The following is a 25,227-nucleotide window of genomic DNA, read 5'->3' as shown; positions in this document are numbered from 1 at the left end:
CCTACAACGGTTTTCTAGTTTTTTGGGAAATGAAGGGGCTCAATCCGTCAGAACCACATGCGCACGCCCAGGACCAGGCGTGCCTCGCTACGGTCATCGCCTTCTTCGCGGGCGTAGTCGGCGGTGTTGCCATGGGTGCGGTTCCAGGTGACGCCGATGTAAGGGGCGAATTCGCGACGGATTTCATAACGAAGCCGCAGGCCCAGTTCGGTGTTCGATAACCCTGAACCCACCGCGCGTGCCGGATCGTTCTTGCCATGGAAATTGGCTTCGGCAGTGGGTTGCAGGATCAGGCGGTTGGTCAACAGGATGTCGTAGTCGCCTTCCAGGCGCATGGCGCTCTGGCCGTTCTCGCCGAGATAGGCCGTGGCTTGGGTTTCGAAGTTGTACAGCGCCATGCCCTGGATGCCCAAGGCAGCCCAGGTTTGTGGCTCGTCCGGCTTGAAGTCCTGGCGCACGCCGGCCACTACCTCCCACCAGGGGCTGATGGCGTGACCCCAAAGGGCCTGGAGTTCGGCTTCTTCAGTCTTGCCGTTGGTGCGTTCGCCTTCGGTGCGCAGCCACAACCGATCGATGTCGCCGCCGATCCAGCCGGAGGCGTCCCAACTCAGTGCGTTGCCTTCGTCGGCGCCTTGCCATTCCAATTGATTGACCAGGAAGAATGAGTTGAGCGCGCTGTCATTCATCCTATGGCCGCCGTGGTCCTCATAGACCGCTGCGCGATCGGCGGCGGTCAGTTCGGGGATCGGCGTGCGGCTGGTGGTCCTGGGCGGCTCCATCGACTGCATGTCCTGCATTGAATCCATGCCTTGCATCTGGCCGTGGTCCATGCCCTGCATCTGGCTGTGATCCATGCCTGGCATAGCGTTGCCGGCTGCCCAGGCGGGCGCGGCGATGCCTTGTGCCAGGCCGGCCATGACCATCATCGACAGGAGGGGGGATTGAATGTGGCGGGTCATGGTTCGGCTCCTCATTCCTGTACCCGGATTTCACGGAACATGCCCATTTCCATATGGAAGAGCAGGTGACAGTGATACGCCCAGCGTCCGAGGGCATCGGCGGTGACCCGGTAGCTGCGCCTGGAACCGGGCGGCACGTCGAGGGTGTGCTTGCGCACCATGAACTGACCGTTTTCGTCTTCCAGGTCGCTCCACATGCCGTGCAGATGGATGGGGTGAGTCATCATGGTGTCGTTGATCAGCACGATGCGCAGCCGTTCGCCGTACTTGAACAGCAACGGCTCGGCGTCGGAGAACTTCACGCCGTTGAATGACCAGACGAATTTTTCCATGTGTCCGGTCAGGTGCAATTCGATGGTGCGACCCGGTTCGCGGCCGTCCGGGTCTGGGAAGCTGCTGCGCAGGTCCGCATAGGTCAGCACCTTGCGACCATTGTTGCGCAGGCCCATGCCCGGGTCGTCGAGCTTGGGCTTGACGCTCATGGCCTGCATGTCCACCAGTGGGTTGCCTTGCTCCGATGCCGGATGGGACGGCATGTTGCCCATGCCGGGCATGGCGCCGTGGTTCATCATCGGCATGTCACCCTGATCCATGGTCGACATTTCGCCTTGATCCATGCCCTGCATGTCCTGCATGGCAGCGTGATCCATTGCGGGCATCTTGCTGTGATCCATGCCCTGCATCGATCCATGATCCATGCCGCCCATGCCCATGTCGTCCATGGTCACCAGTGGTCGCGGGTCCAGCGGTGGGACCGGGGCCGAGAGTCCGGCGTGGGTCGCCAGGGTGCCACGGGCATACCCGGTGCGGTCCATCGACTGGGCGAACAAGGTGTAGGCCTGCTCGGTGGGCTCGATGATGACGTCGTAGGTTTCGGCCACGGCGATCCGGAACTCGTCGACGGACACCGGATTGACGTATTGGCCATCGGAGGCGACCACGGTCATTTTCAGGCCGGGGATGCTCACGTCGAAGTAGGTCATGGACGAACCGTTGATAAAGCGCAGGCGAATCCGCTCGCCGGGCTTGAACAGGCCGGTCCAGTTCATGTCCGGCGCCTGGCCGTTCATCAGGTAGGTGTAGGTCGTGCCACTGACGTCCGCCAGGTCGGTGGGGTTCATTTTCATCTCGGCCCACATCTTGCGATCGGCCACGGTGGCGCCCCAGCCCTTGCTGGCGACATCGTCGATGAAGTCGCCGACGGTGCGTTTGTTGTAGTTGTAGTAGTCCGACTGCTTCTTGAGTTTGCGGATGACGTCGGCGGGGTCTTCGTCGGTCCAATCGGTGAGCATCACCACGTAGTCCCGTTCGTACTGGAAGGGCTCGGGTTCCCGGGCATCGATGACCAGCGGGCCATACACCCCGGATTGCTCCTGGAACCCGGAATGGCTGTGGTACCAGTACGTGCCGTTCTGGCGGACCTTGAATTGATAGACGTACTGGCCATCGGGTTCGATGCCCTTGAAGCTCAACCCTGGCACGCCGTCCATGTTGGCTGGCAGGAGAATGCCGTGCCAATGGATGGATGTGGTGTCTTTCAAGCGATTGCGCACCCGAAGGGTCACCGTGTCGCCTTCGCGCCAGCGCAGCAGTGGGCCGGGAATGCCGCCGTTGATGGTCTGGGCTATGCGGGGATGACCAGTGAAATTGACCGGGCTTTCGCCGATGAACAGGTCGAAATCGGTGCCGCTCAGTACATTGGGCTGGCCTGGGCCGGTCACCGCCCAGACAGGGGGGCGCCACAGGCCCAGACCACCCAGGATGCCGCCAGCGGTCAGGCCCTTTACGAAGGTGCGCCGGGAAGTTTTTGTTTGCATCGATAAAAGTCCATCCGTCGATTCGCAACGTGCATGGGGGCAATCCCCGTGCAGGTGTGAAGCAAAAATGACATAGGCGAGCGGGGCGGGTGATTACATTTCAGTCAGGTTGGTTCGCCCCTCCGTTCGCCAGCGATGCAGTGTTTGATGGCGTTGGAGCGTGCCGGCCAGGTACTGATCAGAATGATCTTTTGCATCGGCAGGATATTCTGTAGCCTTGCCGGCTTCACGTTGTCCCGTGCCTGATTGATACCCACTTTCCCGGCGGTACCCGAGTGGTCCGGAGCCGGGTGTATACTCGACTTTCGCGCAAATGCGCCTGCAGGTCTTGCGAACATGACCCAAATTTCCGAACGTCTTCTGGTCCAGGCTCACCTCGACGCCAAACAGCCCAAGCCGCTGAGTGCCGAGCAAGAAGCCTGGTACCGCGCCGCCATCGCCGCCGAGCTCAAGGCTCAGGACGCGGTGCTGGTCGCGCACTTCTACTGTGACCCGATCATCCAAGCCCTGGCCGAGGAAACCGGCGGCTGCGTGTCCGACTCCCTGGAAATGGCCCGCTTCGGCAATGCCCACCCGGCCAAGACCGTGGTGGTGGCCGGGGTCCGGTTCATGGGCGAGACCGCCAAGATCCTCAATCCTGAAAAACGCGTGTTGATGCCGACCTTGGAAGCCACCTGCTCTCTGGACCTCGGTTGCCCGGTGGACGAGTTCTCGGCGTTCTGCGACCAGCATCCGGAGCGTACCGTGGTGGTGTATGCCAACACGTCGGCGGCGGTCAAGGCCCGTGCCGATTGGGTGGTGACGTCCAGCTGTGCGCTGGAAATCGTCGAGAGCCTGATGGACAACGGCGAGACGATCATCTGGGGCCCGGACAAGCACCTGGGCACGTATATCCAACGCAAGACCGGCGCCGACATGCTGCTCTGGGACGGCGCCTGCATCGTCCACGAGGAATTCAAGTCCAAGCAATTGGAGGACATGAAGGCCCTGTACCCGGACGCCGCGATCCTGGTGCACCCGGAGTCGCCGACTTCGGTGATCGAACTGGCGGACGCCGTGGGCTCCACCAGCCAACTGATCGCCGCGGCCCAGAGCCTGCCGAACAAGACGCTGATCGTTGCCACTGACCGTGGCATCTTCTACAAGATGCAGCAGCTGTGCCCGGACAAGGTCTTCATCGAAGCCCCGACTGCCGGCAACGGCGCGGCCTGCCGCAGTTGCGCGCACTGCCCGTGGATGGCGATGAATACCCTGGAGCGTACCCTCAAGAGCCTGCAGGAAGGCACTAACGAGATCTTCGTCGACCCGGCGTTGATCCCCCAGGCCATTCGCCCGCTCAAGCGCATGCTGGACTTCACCCAGGCGGCGCGGATGAAGCTGGCGGGGAATGCCTGAGCCCTGATGTTCGTTCCCACGCTCCGCGTGGGAATGTCTCTACGGACGCTCCGCGTTCGGCTTTGGGACGCGGAGCGTCCTTGGCTGCATTCCCACGCAGAGCGTGGGAACGAGACGTGTGAATCACTTGGTCTTCTTGGGAATCCGCACCAATTGCGTATCCGAGTAGATGTCATGCCAGCTGCGCTTGCGTTTGTCGAACAACGACCAGAGAAAGCCCAGCCCCACCGGCAGCCATGAGGCAATCGACACCACGAACCGCAACAGCGCCTGCCACAGGCTGATGGCCGTGCCATCGGCGTTCTGTACGCGGACGCCCCACACCTGCATGCCTAGGGTCTGGCCGTTGTGGGTCCAGAACTTGGCGAAGAAACCGAACAGTACGAACAGCAGCACGGTGGAGAGCAACGGGTCGCCATCCAGTGCGCCGGCCTCGGTGAGGGCGCGCATTTTCTCTTCGCCGATGATTCCCATCTGGATCATCTTGTAGACGCCACTGGTGACGATCAGCAACGCCGTGCACAGCAGAAAGTCATAGAACATCGCCGCCAGGCGACGACCCAGGCCGACGGGAGGGAAGTCGCCCTGAGGGGTGAGCAGGTGTTTCGGCATGACGGCCTCGGACCAAAAAGAAGCTCATTCTACGGATTTACGCCCATAAAAAAGCCCCTGATATCAATCAGGGGCTTTTGGGGTCGCGAAAGCTTAGGCTTCGGCGACAACCTCGTCAGCCTGCATGCCTTTCTGGCCTTGCACGGCAACGAAGGTGACCTTCTGGCCTTCCTTCAGGCTTTTGAAGCCGCTGCCCTGGATGGCACGGAAATGTACGAACAGATCCGGACCGCTTTCAGGAGTGATAAAACCAAAACCCTTTTCGTCGTTGAACCACTTGACGGTACCGCTCTGACGCTCAGCCATTTTCTTATTTCCTTTGACGCTTAAATTGATGACAGCCTCTTTCACTGGAAAGAGTACTGGGGCTGGGTTGCAGGAAAGTAAGAGACGTCGAACGGGATGTAGCGAACTTCATAGGCTACTGCCCAGGTCACGATTCCAAGCGACCCATGCAAACACAGTGACCAAACTCTACGCCAACTACGAATGAAAAAACAACCCCCTCTAAAGGGCCCGGTTTTCCTCAGCTTGCCGCCATTTATGCGCTTCGTTGGCCTGGGCTTAATCGATAGGCGAGTTCAATTGTTTGCCAACGATATAAACACCGTTGAATAGGAAATAAATGCACCTTTTTATGGCGGTTGCGTTACACATTAGTGCACGTATAACGCAATCGCGTTACTTATAGAAACAGTCAATCAGCCACGGTAGTAGCGTTGTGCAACGAATGGCATTTTGCTTACAAGCAAAGGCACCTTTTTCCCACGGACGATGGCCCAGACTGGTGTTTCCAGGGCGGTATAGGCAGCGTCCAGATAACCCATCGCCAAGGGACCGCCCAGGGTCGGACCGAAGCCGCCGCTGCACACCGTACCGATGATCTCACCGGCCTCGTTGACGATTTCCGCGCCTTCGCGCACCGGTGTGCGTTCCTGGGGCAGCAAGCCGACGCGTTTACGGCTCACACCATTGTGTTGCTGGGCGAACACGGTTTCAGCGCCCGGGAAGCCACCTGCGCGGGCACCGTCGGCACGACGGACCTTGGAGATGGCCCACAGCAGGCTGGCTTCGACCGGCGTCGTCTCGGTGTTCATGTCGTGGCCGTAGAGGCACAGGCCGGCTTCCAGGCGCAGGGAGTCACGGGCACCGAGGCCGATGGCGGCGACTTCCGGTTCCGCCAGCAGGGCGCGGGCAAGTTTTTCCGCATTGGCAGCGGGCACGGAGATTTCGAAACCGTCTTCACCGGTGTAGCCCGAACGGCTGACAAAGCAGTCCACGCCCAGCAGCGTAACGCGCTGGAACTGCATGAAGGTCATTTTCGCCACGTCCGGTGCCAGACGAGCCAGCACGGTAACGGCCGCCGGGCCTTGCAGGGCGAGCAGGGCGCGGGCCTCGAACAGTGGCTCGATGTCGCACTGGCTGCCGATGTGAGTGCGCAAATGGGCCAGGTCCTGATCCTTGCACGCCGCGTTGACCACCAGGAACAGTTCGTCGTTGCCCAGGTTGGCGACCATCAGGTCGTCGAGAATGCCGCCATTGGCGTTGGTGAACATGGCGTAGCGCTGCATGCCCACTGGCAGATCGATGATGTCCACCGGTACCAGGGTTTCCAGGGCCTGGGCGGCGCCCGCGCCGGTCAGGCGGATCTGGCCCATGTGGGACACGTCGAACAGCCCGGCCTGTTCACGGGTGTGCTGATGTTCTTTCATGACCCCCAATGGGTACTGCACCGGCATGTCGTAGCCGGCGAACGGCACCATGCGGGCGCCGAGTTCCAGGTGCAGGGAATGTAGCGGGGTCTTCAGCAGTTGTTCGGTGGACATATCAGCTCCGGGAAAAATGAAGAGAGAGGCGCGCATCAGCATTCGATGATGTTGACCGCCAGACCGCCGCGGGCGGTCTCCTTGTATTTGCTTTTCATGTCGGCGCCGGTCTGGCGCATGGTGCGGATGACTTTGTCGAGGGACACGAAGTGATGCCCGTCGCCGCGCATGGCCATGCGCACCGCATTGATGGCTTTCACCGAGCCCATGGCGTTGCGTTCGATGCAGGGCACCTGCACCAGGCCGCCGATCGGATCGCAGGTCAGGCCGAGGTTGTGTTCCATGCCGATTTCGGCGGCGTTTTCCACTTGCTGCACCGTACCGCCCAGGACTTCGCACAAGGCACCGGCGGCCATGGAACAGGCGACGCCGACTTCACCCTGACAACCGACCTCGGCACCGGAAATGGAGGCATTTTCCTTGTACAGGATGCCAATGGCGGCGGCGGTCAGCAGGAACCGCACCACGCCGTCCTCGTTGGCCCCGGGGATGAAGCGCATGTAGTAATGCAGCACGGCCGGGATGATCCCCGCCGCGCCGTTGGTAGGGGCGGTGACGACGCGCCCGCCAAAGGCGTTCTCTTCGTTGACGGCCAGGGCATACAGGTTGACCCAGTCCAGCACCGACAAGGGGTCGCGCAGCGACGCTTCAGGGTTCTTGCACAGCTGACGGTGCAGCGCCGCTGCTCGTCGCTTGACCTTCAGCCCGCCCGGCAGGATGCCTTCGTTGCGGCATCCGGCTGCCACGCAATCCTGCATCACTTGCCAGATCTTCAGCAGGCCGGCGCGGGTTTCGGCTTCGGGGCGCCAGGCGCTTTCGTTGGTCAGCATCACCTGGCTGATGGACAGGCCATAGGTACTGCAATGGCCCAGCAGATCCTTCGCGCTTTTGAACGGGAAGGTCAGGACCGTGGCGTCTTCGACGATACGGTCGGCACCGGCGGCGTCTTCATCGACGACGAAACCGCCGCCCACCGAGTAGTACTCGCGACTGCGCACTTGCAGGCCCGCACCATCGAAGGCGCGGAAGATCATGCCATTTGGATGGAAGGGCAGCGGCTTGCGAATCATCGCCAGGTGCAGTTTTTCGTTGAATTCGATGGGGTGTTGGCCCAGCAGGTTCAAGCGACCGTTGCTGCGGATCGCCTGCAGGCGGGCGGTCACCGTTTCGGTGTCCACGGTATCCGGGTGTTCGCCTTCCAGGCCCAGCAGCACAGCCTTGTCGCTGCCATGGCCCTTGCCGGTGGCACCGAGAGAGCCGTAGAGCTCGACCTTGACGCTGGTAATGCTCTCGAGCAGGTCATCACGACGCAGCCCTTCGACGAAGCGGGCGGCGGCACGCATCGGGCCGACCGTATGGGAGCTGGAGGGGCCGATACCGATCTTGAACAGGTCGAACACGCTTAACGACATAGGAGGCTCCTTGGGGGAGCAGCTAGGAGCTTCAAGCTACAAGCTGCAAGTTAAAAGCAGAGTGGGGTCTAACTTGCAGCTTGCGGCTCGTCACTTGCCGCTGCTTCTTTAAGCGTAGCTTTCGATCGACGGGCAGGCGCAGACCAGGTTGCGATCGCCGAACACGTTGTCGACCCGGCCCACTGGCGGCCAGTACTTGCCTTCGATCAACGACGCGACCGGGTAAACGGCCTGTTCGCGGCTGTAGGAGTGGGTCCACTCACCGACGATTTCCGCCGCGGTGTGCGGAGCGTTTTTCAGCGGGTTGTCGTCCTTGTCCAGGCTGCCGTTTTCCACTGCGCGGATTTCTTCGCGGATGCAGATCATGGCGTCGCAGAAGCGGTCCAGTTCTTCTTTGGATTCGCTTTCGGTCGGCTCGATCATCAGCGTGCCGGCCACTGGGAACGACATGGTCGGGGCATGGAAACCGAAGTCGATCAGGCGCTTGGCCACGTCATCGACGCTGATGCCGCTGCTGTCCTTGAGCGGGCGCAGGTCGAGGATGCACTCGTGGGCCACCAGGCCGTTGCTGCCGGTGTAGAGCACCGGATAATGCTCTTCCAGGCGACGGGCGATGTAGTTGGCATTGAGGATCGCCAGTTGCGAAGCACGCTTGAGGCCGGCGCCACCCATCATGCGGATGTACATCCAGGTGATCGGCAGGATGCTCGCGCTGCCGAACGGCGCCGCACACACCGCGCCTTCCTTGCGCGCCATGTTGGCATGGCCCGGCAGGAACGGCGCCAGGTGCGACTTGACGCCAATCGGGCCGACGCCCGGGCCGCCACCGCCGTGGGGAATGCAGAAGGTCTTGTGCAGGTTCAGGTGCGACACGTCTCCGCCGAACTTGCCTGGCGCACAGAGGCCGACCATGGCGTTCATGTTGGCGCCGTCGATGTACACCTGGCCGCCGTTGTCATGGATGATGCCGCAGATTTCGCGGATGCCTTCCTCGAACACACCGTGGGTGGACGGATAGGTGATCATCAGCGCAGCGAGGTGTTCGCGGTGCTCGATGGCCTTGGCCCGCAGGTCTTCGATGTCGACGTTGCCACGGGCATCGCAGGCGGTGACCACCACGCGCATGCCGGCCATGTTGGCGGTGGCCGGGTTGGTGCCGTGGGCCGACGAAGGGATCAGGCAGATGTCGCGACGGTCTTCGCCACGGCTCTGGTGATAGGCGCGGATCGCCAGCAGGCCGGCGTATTCACCCTGGGAACCAGCGTTGGGTTGCAGCGACACCGCGTCGTAGCCGGTGGCAGCGCAAAGCATGGCTTCCAGTTCATCGGTCAACTGCTGGTAACCGGCGCTCTGCTCAGCCGGGGCGAATGGGTGCAGGGCGCCGAATTCGGCCCAGGTCACCGGGATCATTTCGCTGGCGGCGTTGAGTTTCATGGTGCAGGAACCCAGCGGGATCATGGTGCGATCCAGGGCCAGGTCCTTGTCGGCAAGCTTGCGCAGGTAGCGCATCAGCTCGGTTTCGGAGTGATAGCGGTTGAACACCGGGTGGCTGAGGATCGCCGATTGGCGCACCAGCTCGGCCGGGATGCGGCTTTGTACGGTGGCGGCCAGTGCGGTGAAGTCTGGCAGGGCCTTGCCGCCGGCCAGCAGCGCCCACAGGGTTTCGATGTCGGCCTGGCAGGTGGTTTCGTCCAGGGACAGACCCAGGCGTTCCGCGTCCACCACACGCAGGTTGATGCGTTGGGCGCGGGCCTCGTCGTGCAGGGCGGAGGTTTGCGCGCCGGTGTGCAGGGTCAGGGTGTCGAAGAAGCTCTCTTGCTCGACGCTCAGGCCCAGCGCGCCCAGGCCCTTGGCGAGGATCGCGGTCAGGTGATGGATGCGATTGGCAATTTGCACCAGGCCCTTGGGGCCGTGGTACACGGCGTACATGCTGGCGATGTTGGCCAGCAACACCTGGGCGGTGCAGATGTTGCTCGTGGCTTTCTCGCGACGGATGTGTTGCTCGCGGGTCTGCATCGCCAGGCGCAGGGCCGGCTTGCCGAAACGGTCCACGGAAACACCGACCAGGCGGCCCGGCATGTCGCGCTTGAAGGCATCCTTGGTGGAGAAGTACGCCGCGTGTGGGCCGCCGAAGCCCAGCGGCACGCCGAAGCGCTGGGCGCTGCCGATGGCCACGTCGGCACCGAATTCACCCGGCGGGGTCAGCAGGGTCAGGGCCAGCAGGTCCGCGGCAACGGCCACCAAGGCGTTGGCGGCGTGGAAGCGTTCGGTCAGTTCGCGGTAGTCGAACAGGTCGCCGTTGCTGGCCGGGTACTGCAGCAGCGCGCCGAAGAAGTTGCTGACGTTGCTCAGTTCGCGCTCATCGCCCACCACCACGTCGATGCCCAGGGGCTCGGCACGGGTGCGCAGCACGTCGAGGGTTTGCGGGTGGCTGTGCACGGAGGCGAAGAAGGCATTGCTGCCCTTGTTCTTGCTCAGGCGCTTGCAGAAGGTCATGGCTTCGGCGGCGGCGGTGGCTTCGTCGAGCAAAGAAGCGTTAGCGATCGGCAGGCCGGTGAGGTCGCTGATCAGGGTCTGGAAGTTCAGCAGCGCTTCGAGACGACCCTGGGAAATTTCCGGTTGGTACGGCGTGTAGGCGGTGTACCAGGCTGGGTTTTCCAGCAGGTTACGCAGAATCGGGGCCGGCGTGTGGCAGTTGTAGTAGCCCTGGCCGATGTAGGTCTTGAACAGTTTGTTCTTGGCGGCGATGGCCTTGATCGAGGCCAGTGCATCGGCTTCGCTCTGACCGTCCCCCATCTCCAGCACGCTGGTTCCCTTGATGCTCTCAGGGATGACGCTGGCGCTCAGGGCTTCCAGGGAGTCGTAGCCCAGGCGCTCGAGCATGGCTTGCTCGTCGCTGGCCCGTGGGCCGATATGACGGGCGATGAATTCGTTGGCGGTGCCCAGATTAACGGTCATGTGGCGCTCCTCAGGCTTCGGCGTTGGCTTTGATCAGGCGGTCATAGGCGTCCTGATCCAGCAGTTGGCCAACTTCAGCGGCATTGGCTGGCTTGAAACGGAAAAACCAGCCTTCGCCCAGCGGATCTTCGTTGACCAGTTCAGGATTGCTTTCCAGGGCCGGGTTGACTTCCAGCACGTCACCGTTCAGCGGCATGTAGACACCGCTGGCGGCCTTCACCGATTCCACGGTAGAGGCTTCGTCACCCTTGGCGTAGGTTTTCAGTTCCGGTAACTGAACATAGACCACATCGCCCAAAGCGTTCTGTGCAAACGCGGTGATGCCGACTGTGACGCTGCCATCGGCTTCGGCGCGCAGCCATTCGTGATCTTCAGTGAAACGCAACTCGCTCATGGGAACTCCTGGGGCCAGATTCGTCTGGTGGACGCGAAGAAAGGCGCGGGGGCTTGGCCCGGCCATATGTAAATACCCATAGCAAGAATGCGGCCAATGTTGATAATTGCTTACAAATCAATGACTTAGTTGAATTGGGTGCGACTCGGGCAACCGCAGCTGTAGTGAAATCGCTACAGCAGCGCGCTTGGAGAAAATGATTGCGGGATCAAAGCCTTATCCGGCGCAGCTTACCGTAGGCTGTAGCGATAACGTTCCACTGTAGCGCTTTCAGTACAGATAGAGGTCGTTTTTGTATGGGTTCAGGCGCGCACCGTCCCTGTGGGAGCGGGCTTGCTCGCGAATGCGGTGTGTCAGGTAATCACATATCGACTGGCAACCGCATTCGCGAGCAAGCCCGCTCCCACAGTGGAAGGTGATGCGGCTACGGCTTGTTGGGAATCCCATACTTGCGCAGCCGATGAGCAATCGCTGTGTGGGAGGTTTGCAGGCGGCTGGCGAGTTGACGGGTGGAGGGGTAGTTGACGTAGAGGCTTTCGAGCAGATGTTTTTCGAAGGTTTCCACGGCCTGTTCCAGGCTTTCGACGTCCACATCGCCTTGTCGCGCGACGGAGGTGCCGGCGATGTCCAGATCGCCGATGTCCACCAGGCTGCTCTCGCAGATGGCCGCGGCACGGAAGATCACGTTTTGCAGTTGTCGCACGTTGCCGGGCCAGCGGTTGCCCAGCAACGCCGGATAGGTGCCGGGGGCGAGGCGACAGACCGGGCGCTGGATCTGGGCGCAGGCCTGTTGCATGAAATGCCGGGCCAGCAGGAGGATGTCCTGGCCGCGCTCACGCAGTGGCGGGACCTCGACGTTGAGCACGTTCAGGCGATAGAACAGGTCTTCGCGGAACGAACCCTCGTTGACCATTTTCTCCAGGTTGCGATGGGTCGCGCTGAGAATCCGCACGTTGACCTTGATTTCCCGGTCGCCGCCGACCCGGCGGAAGCTGCCGTCGTTGAGGAAGCGCAGCAGCTTGGCTTGCAGGTACGGCGACATTTCGCCGATTTCATCCAGGAACACCGTACCCTGGTTCGCCAGTTCCATCAGCCCCGGTTTACCGCCCCGTTGTGCACCGGTAAAGGCGCCGGGGGCGTAACCGAACAGTTCGCTTTCGGCCAGGTTCTCCGGCAGCGCGGCGCAGTTCAGGGCCAGGAACGGTGCACCGTGCCGCGCACTGATGGCATGGCAGGCCCGGGCTACCAGCTCTTTGCCGGTGCCGGTTTCTCCTTGGATCAGCAGCGGAGCATCCAGCGCGGCAACCCTTTTCGCCCTGGCCTTGAGGGAGCGGATCGCCGGGGAGTCGCCAAGCAGCGCATCAAAACCTTCGGCATGGTCGTGGTGCAGCGCCGACAAGCGTTCGCCGATGCGGTTCGGCTGGTACAGCGTGAGCAACGCGCCGGCGTCGGTGATGGGCATGGCGTCCAGCAACCAGGTCTGGCCATTGAGGGTGATTTCTCGCAGCGGCAAGCGAAAGCCATTCTCCACCAGGGTGTCCAACAGCGCCTCGTCCCCGAACAGCCCGGCTACGCTTTCGCCGGCCGGTTCGCGACCGTACAGGGCAATCAGCGCAGGGTTGGCCAGCAACACGTTGCCGGAGCTGTCGAGGGCCAGCACCGGGTCGGTCATGGCCGCCAGCAACGCATCGAGCTGCAGATGCCGACGCTGGCCCGGCAGGATGTCCACCACGGTGACCGATTGTACCCCGCGCACGCTGAACAGCGCCTCGCGCAGCTCGTCCAGCACCTGTGGGCTGAGGGTCGGGGCGTCGATGTAGACGTTGGGCGGTACCATCTCCACCGCATCCAGATTGAGATTGCGACCACCCAGCAATGCCAGGACTTCCTGGGTGATGCCAACGCGGTCGATGAAACTGACGTGGATACGCATGGGGCGGTTTCGGGTTCTGGAATGCGGAGGGTGGCAAGTATGCCTTGGGGCGGGCTGTTGGTGGAATCCTGGCGCTATTCTTGACCTCCACTGGGTACCCCTGTGGGAGCTTACAAGCCGATATCCCACTCCGGCGTCTCGGGAAATCTCACCACCAGGAAATCCACCAGGCTGCGCAGTGCCGACGGCATGTGTCGGCGTGATGCGTACACCGCGTACATGTTCATCTGCCGGGGTTCGGCGTGGGCCAGCAGGCGAACCAGCTCACCGCTCTTGATGTGGGCGCCGGCCTGGTAGCTGGGCAGCATTGCCACGCCGGCCCCGGCGATGGTCGCTCGCAGCAGGGTACTGGCGTCGTTGCCGCTGATATTGCCCTGCACCGGCACCGCGACCTGCTCGCCGTCCTGCTCGAAATGCCAGAGGCTCTTGCCCACGTAGGAATGGGTCAGGCAATTGTGCCGGCTCAGGTCCTCGACCCGTTGCGGTACCGGGTGTTCGCGCAGATAGCTGGGCGAGGCACAGATCACCGAGCGGCAGACGGTGAGGCGCCTGGCGATCAGGCTGGGGTCCAGGTCGTAGCTCATGCGGATCGCCAGGTCGATGCGCTCATCTACCAGGTTCACGATGCGATCGAGCATTTGCAGGTCGACGCTCACTCCCGGATAACGGGTGACATACTCGGTGATGGCCGTTGCCAACTGGGCCTGGCCGAACGAGGTGCTGGAACTGATGCGCAACATGCCCCGTGGGGCGTCGTCCGGTGCACTGACGGCCGCCTGCATGTCGCTGGACAGTTCCAGCATTTGCCGGCAGCGTGGCAATGTTTCGATGCCGGCGGCCGTCAGGCTCAGCTTGCGGGTGGTTCGGTGCATCAGCCGGGCACCGACCCAATCCTCCAGTTCCGCCAGATACCGCGACACTACCGGCCGCGACAGCTCCAGATAATCGGCCGCCGCCGATTGGCTGCCCAGGTCCACCACGGTGATAAACACCCGCATTGCTTGTAGACGATCCATGATTTGCCCGATTTCAGAAACAAACTATGTCGTAGCATCGCATTTTTTGGAGCGAATCAGGTGACTAAGCTCCGTTTCATTGCCTTCGGGCCAATCGACAACGGAGCACAGCATGACCGCAAGCACCTCACTCAAGCGCCTGTTGCTGGCGACTGCCGGCTTGGTCTTCGCGGCCCACGCCTGGGCCGCCGACCTTACCCTCGACGTCTACAATCCTGGCGAGGCAGCGGTGTTCCCAGTGACCTCGGTACTGGTCAGCGGCGCAAAGGAGGCGATTCTGGTGGATGCCCAATTCGGCAAATCCCAGGCTGAGCAGGTGGCGCAGAAAATCCGTGCCAGCGGCAAGCGATTGACCGCGATTTATATCAGCCATGGCGACCCGGACTACTATTTCGGCCTGGAAACCCTGACCGCCGCGTTCCCGGAAGCCAAGGTGCTGGCGTCTGCGCCAACCGTCGAGCACATCAAACAGACCGTCGACGGCAAGCTTCAATACTGGGGGCCGATCCTGAAGGCCGACGCACCGGCCAAGGCGGTCGTGCCCCAGGTACTCAAGGGCGACAGCCTGATGCTGGAAGGCCAGCGCTTGCAGGTCGTCGGCCTCGACGGTCCACAACCGGACCGCAGTTTTCTGTGGATTCCATCGATCAAGGCCGTAGTCGGCGGTGTGGTGGTGGCCGAGAATATTCATGTCTGGATGGCCGATACCCAGACGCCGCAATCCCATAAGGACTGGCTGGCGATACTGGCCGGCATTGAGAAGTTGCAACCGCGCATGGTGATTCCGGGCCATTACCTGGGCGAGAGCGAGCGTTCGCTGACGTCGGTCAAATTCACCGCCGCCTACATCCAGGCCTTCGACGAAGAAACCACCCGCGCCAAAGACTCCGCTGCCCTTATCGCCGCGATGAAGCAACGCTTCCCGAGCCTGGGTGAAGACAGCTCTCTGGAGCTCAGTGCCAAAGTGGCCAAGGGGGAGATGAAGTGGTGAAGCCCGATTTCCGGCTGTAACCCGGTTGTGGCGAGGGATAAATCCCCTCGCCAAAAAGCAAGCTTTCAAACATTGATAATCACAGGAGAACACCATGAGCAAAATCGCAATCATCGGTGCTACCGGTCGTGCCGGCAGCCAACTGATGGAAGAGGCCCTGCGTCGCGGTCACAGCGTGACAGCCATCGCTCGTAACACCGCGAAAATCGGGGAAAGGGCCGGGGTGACCAGCAAGCAACTGGATGTATTGGACAGCGAAGCGTTGACCGCAGCGGTCGCCGGCCACGACGTGGTCATCAGCGCCGCCCACTTCGCCACCGTCCCGGCCGACAAGGTGATCGCTCCGCTCAAGGCTGCCGGGGTCAAGCGCTTGCTGGTGGTGGGCGGTGCCGGCTCGTTGCTGCTGCCGGACAACAGTCGGGTGATCGACAGCGAGGGTTTTCCTGAGCAATACCTCGCCGAAGCCACCGCCGGTGCGCTGTTCCTGGACGTGCTGCGCAAGGAGCAGGACCTGGACTGGACCTTCCTCTCGCCCTCGGCGGAGTTCGTCGAAACCGGGCGCACCGGCCAGTTCCGGCTTGGCAAGGAGCACCTGTTGTTCGACGCCAGCGGGCGCAGCTGGATCAGCTTTGCCGACTACGCCATTGCAATGATCGATGAAGTGGAAGCGCCGCAGTTCTCACGCGCGCGGTTCACCGTCGGCTACTGATCCGGCCCCATCGCGAGCCCCTGTGGGAGCGGGCTTGCTCGCGAAGGCGGTGTGTCAGCCAAGTAAATGTCGACTGACACGCCGCTTTCGCGAGCAAGCCCGCTCCCACAGGGTTTTACAGATCAGCCGTGAACCTTCACCCAGACACTGACCAGTACCGTCGCCGCCATCAGCCATGCCACGGCCGCCACGGCCAGTGAAGCCTCGAGGCGCATGCGGTCGACCATGATGTACAGCGTCGCCAGATATACGAAGTACGGAATGATCGACCACATGCCAAACACGATGGTGGTCTTCAGGTCCTCCACCGAGCGGCCCTTACCGACGATGTAATGGGCAATCAGGGCAAAGGTGGGGAACAACGGCACCAGCCCGGCGATGTAATAGTTGCGGGTCTTGGCGAGCATCGCCAGGATCACCACCACCGCCGCGCCGAGCGCCGCCTTGAAAATCAGGTCCACAGTTTCATCGTCCCCGGTCAGTGGCTCAGGCCATATTTTTTGACTTTGTCGAACAGCGTGGTTTTGGCCATCCCCAGTTCCTGACTGGCCTGGGTCAGGTTGCCACCGCTGCGTTGCAGGGCGTCGACCAACAGGTTGCGTTCGAAGGCTTCCACCGCTTCGGCGAAGGCCAGGCCCTGGCTGGCGCCGCTGGACCCGGATTTTTTGAAGGCCGGCAAGCCGAGGGCGAAGCGTTCGGCAACGTTGCGCAGCTCCCGCACGTTGCCTGGCCAGTCGTGGCTCATCAGATTGGACAGGGTCTGGTTGTCCAGCTCCGGTGCCGTACGGTCGAAGCGCAGGGATGATTGCTGAAGAAAATGCTCGAACAGTTGCAGGATGTCTTCCCGCCGTTCGCGTAGCGGCGGCAGTTCCAGGGTCACCACGTTGAGGCGGTAATACAGGTCGCTGCGAAACTGTCCGGCCCGACCCAGTTCATCCAGGTCGGACTTGGTCGCGGCGATCACCCGGCAATCCACGGCCACGCTCTGGTTCGAGCCCAGCCGTTCGAGAGTGCGCTCCTGCAGGACGCGCAACAGCTTGATCTGCAAGGGCAGGGGCATGCTTTCCACTTCATCGAGAAACAGCGTGCCGCCGTCGGCGTGCTCGATCTTGCCGATCCGACGCTTGCCTGCACCGGTGAAGGCATTGGCTTCGTGGCCGAAGATCTCGCTTTCGAACAGGTTCTCCGGCAAGCCGCCACAGTTCAGCGCGACGAACTGTTTGCCGTTGCGTCGGCTGAAGTCATGCAGGCAGCGGGCGACCAGTTCCTTGCCGGTACCGGTTTCGCCTTCGATCAGCACGTTGGCCGAAGTATCGGCTACGTTGGCGATCAATTCCCGCAAGTGCTGCATGGCCGGCGAGCGACCGATGATCCGCCCTTCCAGGGAGTCGCGTTCGGCCAGTTGCCGGCGCAGCGAAGTCACCTCTCGGGCCAGGCTGCGCTTTTCCAGGGCGCGGCGGGCGACGTCCACCAGGCGTTCGGGGGAGAAGGGTTTCTCCATGAAGTCGTAGGCGCCTTTTTGCATGGCGTCCACTGCCATGGAGATGTCGCCGTGACCGGTGATCAGCACCACCGGCAGGCTGCGGTCCCGTTCCTTGAGGCGGGTCAGCAGTTCCAGGCCATCGATGCCCGGCAGGCGGATGTCACTGATGACGATGCCGGCAAAGTCTTCGCCGACCCGCGCCAGGGCCTCTTCGGCGCTGCCCACGCCGTCACAGGGAATGTCTTCCAGGGCCAGGGCCTGCTGGCAGCCCAGCAGGACATGGGGATCGTCTTCGACGATCAGTACGCTCAGGTCGTTGTTCATAGCGGCTCGGCAGATAAAGGGCTTACCAACGGTAAACTGAGGACAAAGGTGCTGCCACCGCCTTCCGGGTGCTCGACATCCAGGTGCCCGCCAGCGGCGGCGGCCAGGCTCGCCGAGAGCGTCAGCCCCAGCCCCAGGCCTTGTTCGCCGGGTTTGGTGGTGAAAAAGGGTTCGAACAGATGCTTGCGCGTTTCCGGGTCGATACCGTGGCCATTATCCCGTACCCGCAGGCGATATTTCCCATCCTGGGCCTGGCCTTCGAGCCACAGCCGAGGCTCGGGTCGGTCCTGCATGGCGTCGAGGGCGTTGCCGATCAGGTTCACCAGGATCTGCTCCAGGCGCGTCTGGTCGATCTGCACCTGGATGTCATCGAAGCCGGCATGCACCTGGACACCCTGGTTTTCAAGGCGACCGGCCAGTAGCTGCAGGGCGGCCTCGACGGCCTTGCCGAGGCTGGCCCGGCCCTTGTCGTCCCCGCGCCGGGCGAAGGAACGCAGGCTGGCGGTAATCCGGCCCATGCGATCGATCAGTTCGTTGATGGTCTTCAGGTTGGCGCTGGCTGTATCCAACTGGCCGCGCTCCAGGAAGCGCACGGTGTTGCCGGACAAGGTGCGCAGGGCGGCCAACGGCTGGTTGAGCTCGTGAGCGATGCTGGTGGACATCTGCCCGATGGCCGCCAGTTTGCCGGCCTGCACCAGTTCGTCCTGGGCCCGGCGCAATGTTTCTTCAGCCTGCCGGCGTTCGCGGATCTGGCTCTTGAGCCGATCGTTGCTGGCCCGCAGGTCGGTGGTGCGTTCGGTAATCCGACGCTCGAGCTGGCTGTTGGCTTCCTGCAGGGCTTCACGGGCGGCGAGGCGGGTGGCGATGACCTTGCGCCGTTCGTTCCAGGCAATCAACAGGAACGCCACCAGGGCGAAGGCCACGGCCACCAGGATGCCCTGGTTGATTGACTGGCGACGCAAGTCTTCAAGGGGCGTCAGCAGGGTGAAATTCCACGGTGTGTCGTTCAGGGGACGGGTCTGCGAAAGGTAACTGATGGCCTGCTTCTCGGCGGCCACTTCGGTGTTGGCCGGGAAGGTCAGTTTCTCCATGCCTTCGGTCAGCCGCTCCCGGGCCAGGGGGATCAGTTCGTTCAGCGGGAACCAGTAATACTGCAGACTGCGTGCCAGGCGTTCCTTGGTGTCGTCACTCAGCGGACGCACGGATTTGAGCCGTCGTGCCGGATCGCTGGAGAGGATGATGATGCCGTTCTCGTCGCTGACGAAAGCCTCCAGGCGCGCCCGTTGCCAGCGCTCCTCCATGGCTTCGAGCCGTACCTTGACCACGGCCACGCCGATGATCTTGCCCTGTTGTTCGAGACCATGGGCCAGGTAATAGCCTGGTTCGCCATTGGTGCTGCCGATGCCGTAGAAGCGTCCCGGCTGGCCGCGAACGGCGTTCTGGAAGTAGGCGCGGAAGGACAGGTCTTCACCCAGGTAGCTGTCGACGTCGCGCCAGTTGCTGGTGGCCATGACCCGCCCGGTGGTGTCCATCACGTAGATGGCCCGGCTGAGGCTGCGGCGGTTCAGGCCTTCGAGGTATTCATTGACGGTCTTGCGATGTTCCGGTGTCGGGTCGTCGAGCAGTTGCGAGACGCTGGATTCAAGCTCCAGCAGGCTGGGCAGGTAGGTGTACTTGCTGATCTCGCTCTCGACGGCGCGGGCATGCAACTCCAACTGGCGCTCGCCATTTTCGGCGAGACCGCGAATGCCATAGTGCTCGCTGATCCAGAAACCAAGGTAACCCAGGCCGATCGTCAGCGCGATGATCAACGGCGGCAGGAACAGATGGCGGATCAGACGGGGTTTCACGGCAAGTGATGGCGGCGTCGCGCGATAGAGGGTGGGGTCGCATTTCATCACAGAAGCCTTGGGTCAACCACAACACAAATCTACAAGCCAACTCCAACCCCTATGTGGGAGCGGGCTTGCTCGCGAAATCGGTGTGTCAGCCACATGAGGTTGAATGTGCTGCCCTATTCGCGAGCAAGCCCGCTCCCACAGAGAAGGGTGGAGCTTTTAGTGCTGCAGGATTTTCTCAAGGAAGTGCTGCGCACGTTCGGAGCGGGCGCTGATGTCGCCGAAGAACTCCTCCTTCGGGCAGTCTTCGATGATCTGGCCCTGGTCCATGAAGATCACCCGGTTCGCCACTTTACGGGCGAAGCCCATTTCGTGGGTCACGCACATCATGGTCATGCCTTCGTGGGCCAGTTGCACCATCACGTCGAGCACTTCGTTGACCATTTCCGGGTCGAGGGCCGACGTTGGTTCGTCAAACAGCATGACCACTGGGTCCATCGCCAGCGCACGAGCAATCGCCACGCGCTGTTGCTGGCCGCCGGAGAGCTGTCCCGGATGCTTGTGGGCGTGCGCGGAGAGGCCGACCCGATCGAGCAACTGCAAGCCTTTCTTGGTGGCTTCTTCCTTGCTGCGACCCAGCACCTTGATCTGCGCGATGGTCAGGTTCTCGGTGATGGTCAGGTGCGGGAACAGTTCGAAGTGCTGGAACACCATGCCCACCCGCGAACGCAGTTTTGGCAGGTTGGTCTTCGGGTCGGCGATGGACGTGCCGTCGACGACGATGTCGCCTTTCTGGAACGGCTCCAGGGCGTTCACGCACTTGATCAGGGTGGACTTGCCCGAACCCGACGGCCCGCATACCACCACCACCTCACCTTTGCTGACCTCGGTGCTGCAATTGGTCAGTACCTGGAAGTCCCCATACCACTTGTTGATGTTCTTGATAGAGATCATACGGCGAACCTTTTTTGCAGACGCTTGACCAGCAGCGAGGCGGCAAAGCTGATTGTGAAGTACACGAGACCTGCGACGATCAGGAACTCATTGGAGCGGCCGATGATGTCGCCATTGGCCCGCGAAGCATTGAGGAAGTCCACCAGGCCGACGGTGTACACCAGCGAGGTGTCCTGAAACAGGATGATGCTCTGTTGCAGCAACAACGGGGTCATCTTGCGAAACGCCTGGGGCAGGATGATCAGGCGCATGGTCTGGCCATAATTCATTCCCAGCGCCTGGGCGGCGCCCATCTGGCCCTTGGGGATCGACTGCACGCCGGCCCGTACGATTTCGCAGAAGTACGCGGCTTCGAACATCATGAACGCCACGACGCAAGAGCCGAACGCCCCGATTGGCGTGTCTTCGCCGGTGATCCAGCGCAGCACGAACGGCACCGCCAGGTAGAACCAGGTGATTACCAGCAGCAGCGGGATCGAGCGGAAGTAGTTGACGTAGGCGCCGGCGATGTTGGACAGCAACTTGTTGTGGGACAAGCGCATCAACGCCAGGATCGTGCCCAGGACGATGCCGCCGACCACGCCGAGGACCATCAGCTTGAGGGTCATTACCATGCCGTTCCACAGGCCGGGAATGGCCGGGACGACACCACTGAAATCGAATTCCATTATTTACCCCCCACGGAGATGAGGCCGGGCACCGCGACTTTCTTTTCGACCATGCGCATGAGCAACATCAGGCTCATGTTCAGGGTGAAGTAGATCAGTGTCGCCAGGGTGAAGGCTTCGAACAGGTTGGCGGAGAACTCGGCGGTCTGCTTGGTCTGCGCGAGCAGTTCCATCAGGCCGATCAGCGAGGCCACGGAGGAGTTCTTGAAGACGTTGAGGAATTCCGAGGTGAGCGGCGGAATGATGATCCGGTAGGCCTGTGGCAGCAGCACGTTCCAGTAGATCTGCGGCAGCTTGAAGCCCATGGCCCGGGCCGCGGATTCCTGGCCGCGTGGCAGCGCCTGGATACCGGTGCGCACTTGCTCGCAGACCCGGGCGGCGGTGAACAGGCCCAGGCACACGACGACGCTCAGGTAGGCCGAGGTGGTCGGGTTCAGGTCCTGCTTGTACCATTCCTGGATATCGGCGGGCAGCAGGTCGGGCACCAGGAAGTACCAGATGAACAGCTGCACCAGCAAGGGCACGTTACGGAAAAGCTCCACGTAGCAGGTGGCAATACCCGACACCAGCCGGTTCGGCACGGTGCGCATCACGCCCAGGATCGAGCCCAGCAGCAGGGCGATGATCCAGGCCACGACGGCGATGGCGATGGTCCAGCCCAGGCCGGCGATGTACCAGTCGAGATAGGTCTCGCTGCCCACACCGGTGGACTTGAAGAATACGCCCCAGTCCCAGTTGTAATTCATTAGGGTCTCCCCTCAGATCGTTCGATGTACAGATGCCCGTCTGGGGAAGCTCCGTTCCCGCCCGGCCTTGAAGGCCAGGCACACGCGACCGGCTCGACAGCCACCGGTTCGAGTGTTTCCTTATTGTCAGCTGGGAGTGACCATCCCCTGAAAGGGCCGGGCCCCTTCAGGAGATAAGGTTAGTCAGAAAAATCAGGACTTCTTGTCGTCAGCCGCTTTGTCGGTCGGATTGGCGATCAGTGCCTTGAGCTCGTCGCTCATCGGGAAGTTCAGGTTCAGGTTTTTCGGTGGGATCGGCTGGGTGAACCACTTGTCGTAGATCTTGTTGATCTCGCCCGACGCGTAGGTGGCCTTGATGGCGTCGTCCACCGCCTTTTTGAACGGCTCGTCGCCTTTGCGCATCATGCAGCCGTAGATTTCGTAGGACTGTGGCGTACCGGTGACGGCCCAGTCATCGGCTTTCTTGGCCTTGGCCGCTTCGCCAGCCAGCAGGGCGTCGTCCATCATGAACGCGACGGCACGACCCGATTCCAGCATCTGGAAGGATTCGCCGTGGTCTTTGGCGGAGATGACGTTCATGCCCATCTGCTTGTCGGCGTTCATGGCCTTGAGCAGGCGCTCGGAAGTGGTGCCGGCGGTGGTCACGACGTTCTTGCCTTTCAGGTCGTCGAAATCCTTGTACTTGGAATCTTTCTTGGAGAGCAGGCGGGTGCCGATCTCGAAGATGCCGACGGAGAAGTCAACCTGTTGCTGACGCTCGACGTTGTTGGTGGTGGAGCCGCATTCCAGGTCCACGGTGCCGTTCTGTACCAGGGGGATACGGGTTTGCGAGGTGACCAGGTTGTACTTGACCTGCAGGTTGGGCATGTCCAGGTCTTTTTTCAGGGCTTCGACGACTTTCAGCTGAATGTCGTGGGAGTAGCCGACCGGTTTGCCGGAAGCGTCCGCGATGTAGGAGAACGGAATGGAAGCGTCGCGATGGCCAAGCGTGATGACGCCGGACTCTTTGATCTTTTTCAGCGTGCCGGTCAGTTCGGCGGCGAAAGCTGGGGTGCTGATCAGAGCGACAGCAACGGCTGCGCCCAGGAGATGGGGAACGATACGCATCGATGTTTCCTCGACATTGTTTTTTTTATTTCAGCCGGTTCGGCCCTGAGTACTTCGAATGTCCGGTTGCTCCTGTTGTGTTGGCGCCCGGGCATTCGTCTCCACGAGTGTAGAGCATGACCCGTGCCAGGCCAGGACGTTAGTACTAACTTATTGTTTTATATGGGTATTAATGTTTTGTTTCAGGTTTTTTGTGGGCAAATTATCCGGTTAGCCGAACCGACCGTCGGGTCGTGTTCGGAAAACCGAATGGCTTGGGCCCGTCTCAATCCAGTGGGAGCGGGCTTGCTCGCGAAAGCGGTAGGTCAGCCACTTTGATGCTGGATGTGCTGCCCTTTTCGCGCGCAAGCCCGCTCCTACAGGGGATATGCGGTGTATGCCAGAATGAAAAAAGCCCCTGAATCGCTGGATCCAGGGGCTTTGGGGGGCGGGGTATCGATCAGGCCGCTTCGATCTTGCGGCGGTTGTGGGCAACTTTATCCAGGTATTGCTGCAGCTTCTCCTGTTCGGCCGGAGTGGTGAACAAGCCCAATTTGCTGCGGCGCCACAGAATGTCCCGGGCATCGACGGCCCATTCGTCACTGCACAGGTAGTCGACTTCCCGGGTATAGAGGTCGGCACCGATCAACTCCCCCAGGTCGCTCAGATTGTGCACGCCTTCAAGCATGCGCCAGGTACGGCTGCCATAGGTCGTGGCCCAACGGCGCGCGAGGGCGGTCGGTACCCAGTCGAACTTATCGCGAATTGCCGAGCAGAGCGCCTGCGGGGTGGTCATGTTCTCGCCGCCGGGCAGCGGGGCGTCGGCGGTCCAGCTCGGCTGTATCTGGGTGAAATAGGGGGCCAGTTGCGCCATGGCCGATTCGGCCAGTTTGCGGTAGGTGGTCAGCTTGCCGCCGAACACCGACAGCAAGGGCGCCTCTACGCCGACGCCGGAGAGTGCCAGGGTGTAGTCCCGGGTCACGGCCGATGGGTTGTCGGACTCGTCGTTGCACAACGGACGTACACCGGAATAACTGTGCAGAATGTCGTCACGGCTGATCTGTTTCTTGAAGTGGGCGTTGACCACATTCAACAGGTAATCGGTTTCGCCGTCGGTAATCGCCACTTTGGCCGGATCGCCGGTGTATTCGCGGTCGGTGGTGCCGATCAGGGTGAACTGGTTCAGGTAAGGAATGGTGAACACGATGCGCTGGTCTTCGTTCTGAAGGATATGCGCGTGTTCGCCTTCGTAGAGTTTCGGCACGATCACGTGGCTACCCTGGATCAGGCGAATGCCATAGGGGGATTCCATCTTCAGGTCATCGCGAATGAACTTGGCGACCCACGGGCCGGCCGCATTCACCAGGGCCTTGGCGCGGATGGAAAACAGGCTGCCGTCGGCGCGTTCCAGGTGCAAATGCCACAGTCCATTGCTGCGGCGAGCGTTCACGCAGCGGGTACGGGTGTGGACGTGCGCGCCTTTTTCCCTCGCCGCCATGGCGTTGAGCACTACCAGCCGAGCGTCGTCGACCCAGCAATCGGAGTATTCGAAGCCCTTGGTGATTTCGCTTTTCAGCGCGCTGTCGGCACCGAATTTCAAGCTCTTGGAACCGGCGAGTTGTTCACGCTTGCCCAGGTGATCGTAAAGGAACAGGCCGGCACGGATCATCCAGGCCGGGCGCAGGTGCGGACGGTGAGGCAATACGAAGCGCATCTGCTTGACGATGTGTGGGGCCTTGGTCAGCAACACCTCGCGCTCGGCCAATGCTTCACGCACCAGGCGGAATTCGTAATGTTCGAGGTAGCGCAGCCCGCCGTGGATCAGCTTGCTGCTGGCCGAGGAGGTGTGGCTGGCCAGGTCGTCCTTTTCGCAAAGGAACACCGAAAGACCGCGACCGGCAGCGTCCGCGGCAATCCCTACGCCATTGATACCACCGCCAATGACGGCAAGGTCGTAGATTTCGGCAATTGGGGGCGTAGGCAACGTGGAGGTGGGCATCGGCTGGCCTCGGGTTCTGTTCGCAATATTTGAATTCGAACATAAATGTTCATTTGCGAAAATATTAGCCCATAAAGACGCCGGCAGCCAGTGGGCTTCGATTGAAA

General features: G+C 61.6%; 21 protein-coding genes. 3 read left to right on the top strand and 18 right to left on the bottom strand.

Going from position 1 to position 25,227, the window contains the following annotated elements; translation table 11 throughout:
* Window positions 1-47: 47 nt before the first annotated feature.
* Window positions 48-959: a copper resistance protein B gene (locus FBX99_RS00715; protein ID WP_145130391.1), complete on the bottom strand. Its 912-nt coding sequence runs from the start codon at window positions 957-959 to the stop codon at window positions 48-50.
* Between the two features lie 11 nt (window positions 960-970).
* Entirely contained in the window at window positions 971-2,776 is a 1,806-nt protein-coding gene (locus FBX99_RS00710) for a copper resistance system multicopper oxidase (RefSeq protein ID WP_144924693.1), read from the bottom strand.
* A 336-nt stretch (window positions 2,777-3,112) separates the two neighbouring features.
* Here FBX99_RS00710 and nadA point away from each other — a divergent pair, with 336 nt between their 5' ends.
* Window positions 3,113-4,171 carry a quinolinate synthase NadA gene (gene nadA / locus FBX99_RS00705; RefSeq protein ID WP_024779477.1) on the top strand — a complete coding sequence of 353 codons (1,059 nt, stop codon included), beginning with the start codon at window positions 3,113-3,115 and terminating at the stop codon, window positions 4,169-4,171.
* A gap of 123 nt (window positions 4,172-4,294) precedes the next feature.
* On the opposite strand, the gene FBX99_RS00695 is transcribed toward nadA, so the two are convergent.
* The 8 genes from FBX99_RS00695 to FBX99_RS00660 all read right to left on the bottom strand — a co-directional run bounded on the left by FBX99_RS00695 (window position 4,295) and on the right by FBX99_RS00660 (window position 14,322).
* Window positions 4,295-4,783 carry an RDD family protein gene (locus FBX99_RS00695; protein ID WP_144924700.1) on the bottom strand — a complete coding sequence of 163 codons (489 nt, stop codon included), beginning with the start codon at window positions 4,781-4,783 and terminating at the stop codon, window positions 4,295-4,297.
* Between the two features lie 93 nt (window positions 4,784-4,876).
* The gene (locus FBX99_RS00690; protein ID WP_040070294.1) at window positions 4,877-5,089 is read right to left on the bottom strand and encodes a cold-shock protein; all 213 of its coding nucleotides are present in this window, start codon (window positions 5,087-5,089) and stop codon (window positions 4,877-4,879) included.
* A gap of 395 nt (window positions 5,090-5,484) precedes the next feature.
* A complete protein-coding gene (gcvT, locus tag FBX99_RS00685; protein WP_144924703.1) occupies window positions 5,485-6,609 on the bottom strand; it encodes a glycine cleavage system aminomethyltransferase GcvT in 1,125 nt (374 codons plus the stop codon).
* A 35-nt stretch (window positions 6,610-6,644) separates the two neighbouring features.
* Window positions 6,645-8,021 (bottom strand): L-serine ammonia-lyase, encoded by a 1,377-nt coding sequence (locus FBX99_RS00680; RefSeq protein WP_144924706.1) that lies wholly within the window; start codon window positions 8,019-8,021, stop codon window positions 6,645-6,647.
* Window positions 8,022-8,129: 108 nt separating this feature from the next.
* Entirely contained in the window at window positions 8,130-10,979 is a 2,850-nt protein-coding gene (gene gcvP, locus FBX99_RS00675; protein ID WP_145130389.1) for an aminomethyl-transferring glycine dehydrogenase, read from the bottom strand.
* 10 nt (window positions 10,980-10,989) lie between these two features.
* Window positions 10,990-11,373, bottom strand: a complete 384-nt coding sequence (gene gcvH / locus FBX99_RS00670) for a glycine cleavage system protein GcvH (RefSeq protein WP_144924712.1) — start codon at window positions 11,371-11,373, stop codon at window positions 10,990-10,992.
* A 424-nt stretch (window positions 11,374-11,797) separates the two neighbouring features.
* Window positions 11,798-13,306, bottom strand: a complete 1,509-nt coding sequence (locus FBX99_RS00665; protein WP_144924714.1) for a sigma-54-dependent transcriptional regulator — start codon at window positions 13,304-13,306, stop codon at window positions 11,798-11,800.
* 110 nt (window positions 13,307-13,416) lie between these two features.
* Window positions 13,417-14,322 (bottom strand): LysR family transcriptional regulator, encoded by a 906-nt coding sequence (locus tag FBX99_RS00660; protein WP_145130387.1) that lies wholly within the window; start codon window positions 14,320-14,322, stop codon window positions 13,417-13,419.
* A 112-nt stretch (window positions 14,323-14,434) separates the two neighbouring features.
* Between FBX99_RS00660 and FBX99_RS00655 the strand changes: the two genes are divergently transcribed.
* Together FBX99_RS00655 and FBX99_RS00650 are read left to right on the top strand one after the other, a co-directional pair.
* The gene (locus FBX99_RS00655; protein WP_144924720.1) at window positions 14,435-15,313 is read left to right on the top strand and encodes an MBL fold metallo-hydrolase; all 879 of its coding nucleotides are present in this window, start codon (window positions 14,435-14,437) and stop codon (window positions 15,311-15,313) included.
* A gap of 94 nt (window positions 15,314-15,407) precedes the next feature.
* Window positions 15,408-16,022, top strand: coding sequence for an NAD(P)-dependent oxidoreductase (locus FBX99_RS00650; protein ID WP_144924723.1), 615 nt, complete (start codon window positions 15,408-15,410; stop codon window positions 16,020-16,022).
* 122 nt (window positions 16,023-16,144) lie between these two features.
* On the opposite strand, the gene FBX99_RS00645 is transcribed toward FBX99_RS00650, so the two are convergent.
* From FBX99_RS00645 to glpD, 8 genes are all read right to left on the bottom strand, one after another.
* Window positions 16,145-16,474, bottom strand: a complete 330-nt coding sequence (locus FBX99_RS00645) for a GlpM family protein (protein ID WP_178111831.1) — start codon at window positions 16,472-16,474, stop codon at window positions 16,145-16,147.
* Window positions 16,475-16,500: 26 nt separating this feature from the next.
* Complete coding sequence (locus tag FBX99_RS00640; protein WP_144924729.1) at window positions 16,501-17,829, bottom strand: sigma-54 dependent transcriptional regulator; 1,329 nt, start codon at window positions 17,827-17,829, stop codon at window positions 16,501-16,503.
* Window positions 17,826-19,727, bottom strand: a complete 1,902-nt coding sequence (locus FBX99_RS00635) for a sensor histidine kinase (RefSeq protein WP_144924732.1) — start codon at window positions 19,725-19,727, stop codon at window positions 17,826-17,828. The genes FBX99_RS00640 and FBX99_RS00635 overlap by 4 nt, the downstream gene beginning before the upstream one ends.
* Before the next feature lie 159 nt (window positions 19,728-19,886).
* A complete protein-coding gene (locus FBX99_RS00630; protein ID WP_024779491.1) occupies window positions 19,887-20,621 on the bottom strand; it encodes an amino acid ABC transporter ATP-binding protein in 735 nt (244 codons plus the stop codon).
* A complete protein-coding gene (locus FBX99_RS00625; RefSeq protein WP_041020253.1) occupies window positions 20,618-21,289 on the bottom strand; it encodes an amino acid ABC transporter permease in 672 nt (223 codons plus the stop codon). The genes FBX99_RS00630 and FBX99_RS00625 overlap by 4 nt, the downstream gene beginning before the upstream one ends.
* Window positions 21,289-22,035, bottom strand: a complete 747-nt coding sequence (locus tag FBX99_RS00620) for an amino acid ABC transporter permease (protein WP_144924735.1) — start codon at window positions 22,033-22,035, stop codon at window positions 21,289-21,291. Before FBX99_RS00620 ends, FBX99_RS00625 begins: the two co-directional genes overlap by 1 nt.
* A gap of 192 nt (window positions 22,036-22,227) precedes the next feature.
* A complete protein-coding gene (locus FBX99_RS00615; RefSeq protein WP_055126729.1) occupies window positions 22,228-23,142 on the bottom strand; it encodes a glutamate/aspartate ABC transporter substrate-binding protein in 915 nt (304 codons plus the stop codon).
* Window positions 23,143-23,581: 439 nt separating this feature from the next.
* The gene (gene glpD / locus FBX99_RS00610; protein WP_144924738.1) at window positions 23,582-25,120 is read right to left on the bottom strand and encodes a glycerol-3-phosphate dehydrogenase; all 1,539 of its coding nucleotides are present in this window, start codon (window positions 25,118-25,120) and stop codon (window positions 23,582-23,584) included.
* Window positions 25,121-25,227: the final 107 nt, after the last annotated feature.

The organism is Pseudomonas sp. SJZ074 (assembly GCF_007828215.1).
GTDB lineage: Bacteria > Pseudomonadota > Gammaproteobacteria > Pseudomonadales > Pseudomonadaceae > Aquipseudomonas.
The sequence above is the reverse complement of the archived record's forward strand: the minus strand, read 5'-3'. Positions and strand labels throughout refer to the sequence as shown.

Excerpts from the sequence above, each read along its gene's own strand:
- FBX99_RS00655 (WP_144924720.1), top strand. The coding sequence starts at position 14,435 with ATGACCGCAAGCACCTCACTCAAGCGCCTGTTGCTGGCGACTGCCGGC.
- FBX99_RS00710 (WP_144924693.1), bottom strand. The coding sequence starts at position 2,776 with ATGCAAACAAAAACTTCCCGGCGCACCTTCGTAAAGGGCCTGACCGCT.
- gcvP (WP_145130389.1), bottom strand. The coding sequence starts at position 10,979 with ATGACCGTTAATCTGGGCACCGCCAACGAATTCATCGCCCGTCATATC.
- FBX99_RS00625 (WP_041020253.1), bottom strand. The coding sequence starts at position 21,289 with ATGGAATTCGATTTCAGTGGTGTCGTCCCGGCCATTCCCGGCCTGTGG.
- FBX99_RS00695 (WP_144924700.1), bottom strand. The coding sequence starts at position 4,783 with ATGCCGAAACACCTGCTCACCCCTCAGGGCGACTTCCCTCCCGTCGGC.
- FBX99_RS00660 (WP_145130387.1), bottom strand. The coding sequence starts at position 14,322 with ATGGATCGTCTACAAGCAATGCGGGTGTTTATCACCGTGGTGGACCTG.
- nadA (WP_024779477.1), top strand. The coding sequence starts at position 3,113 with ATGACCCAAATTTCCGAACGTCTTCTGGTCCAGGCTCACCTCGACGCC.
- FBX99_RS00715 (WP_145130391.1), bottom strand. The coding sequence starts at position 959 with ATGACCCGCCACATTCAATCCCCCCTCCTGTCGATGATGGTCATGGCC.
- gcvT (WP_144924703.1), bottom strand. The coding sequence starts at position 6,609 with ATGTCCACCGAACAACTGCTGAAGACCCCGCTACATTCCCTGCACCTG.
- FBX99_RS00680 (WP_144924706.1), bottom strand. The coding sequence starts at position 8,021 with ATGTCGTTAAGCGTGTTCGACCTGTTCAAGATCGGTATCGGCCCCTCC.
- FBX99_RS00615 (WP_055126729.1), bottom strand. The coding sequence starts at position 23,142 with ATGCGTATCGTTCCCCATCTCCTGGGCGCAGCCGTTGCTGTCGCTCTG.
- FBX99_RS00640 (WP_144924729.1), bottom strand. The coding sequence starts at position 17,829 with ATGAACAACGACCTGAGCGTACTGATCGTCGAAGACGATCCCCATGTC.
- gcvH (WP_144924712.1), bottom strand. The coding sequence starts at position 11,373 with ATGAGCGAGTTGCGTTTCACTGAAGATCACGAATGGCTGCGCGCCGAA.
- FBX99_RS00630 (WP_024779491.1), bottom strand. The coding sequence starts at position 20,621 with ATGATCTCTATCAAGAACATCAACAAGTGGTATGGGGACTTCCAGGTA.
- FBX99_RS00620 (WP_144924735.1), bottom strand. The coding sequence starts at position 22,035 with ATGAATTACAACTGGGACTGGGGCGTATTCTTCAAGTCCACCGGTGTG.
- FBX99_RS00665 (WP_144924714.1), bottom strand. The coding sequence starts at position 13,306 with ATGCGTATCCACGTCAGTTTCATCGACCGCGTTGGCATCACCCAGGAA.
- FBX99_RS00650 (WP_144924723.1), top strand. The coding sequence starts at position 15,408 with ATGAGCAAAATCGCAATCATCGGTGCTACCGGTCGTGCCGGCAGCCAA.
- FBX99_RS00690 (WP_040070294.1), bottom strand. The coding sequence starts at position 5,089 with ATGGCTGAGCGTCAGAGCGGTACCGTCAAGTGGTTCAACGACGAAAAG.
- FBX99_RS00635 (WP_144924732.1), bottom strand. The coding sequence starts at position 19,727 with ATGAAATGCGACCCCACCCTCTATCGCGCGACGCCGCCATCACTTGCC.
- glpD (WP_144924738.1), bottom strand. The coding sequence starts at position 25,120 with ATGCCCACCTCCACGTTGCCTACGCCCCCAATTGCCGAAATCTACGAC.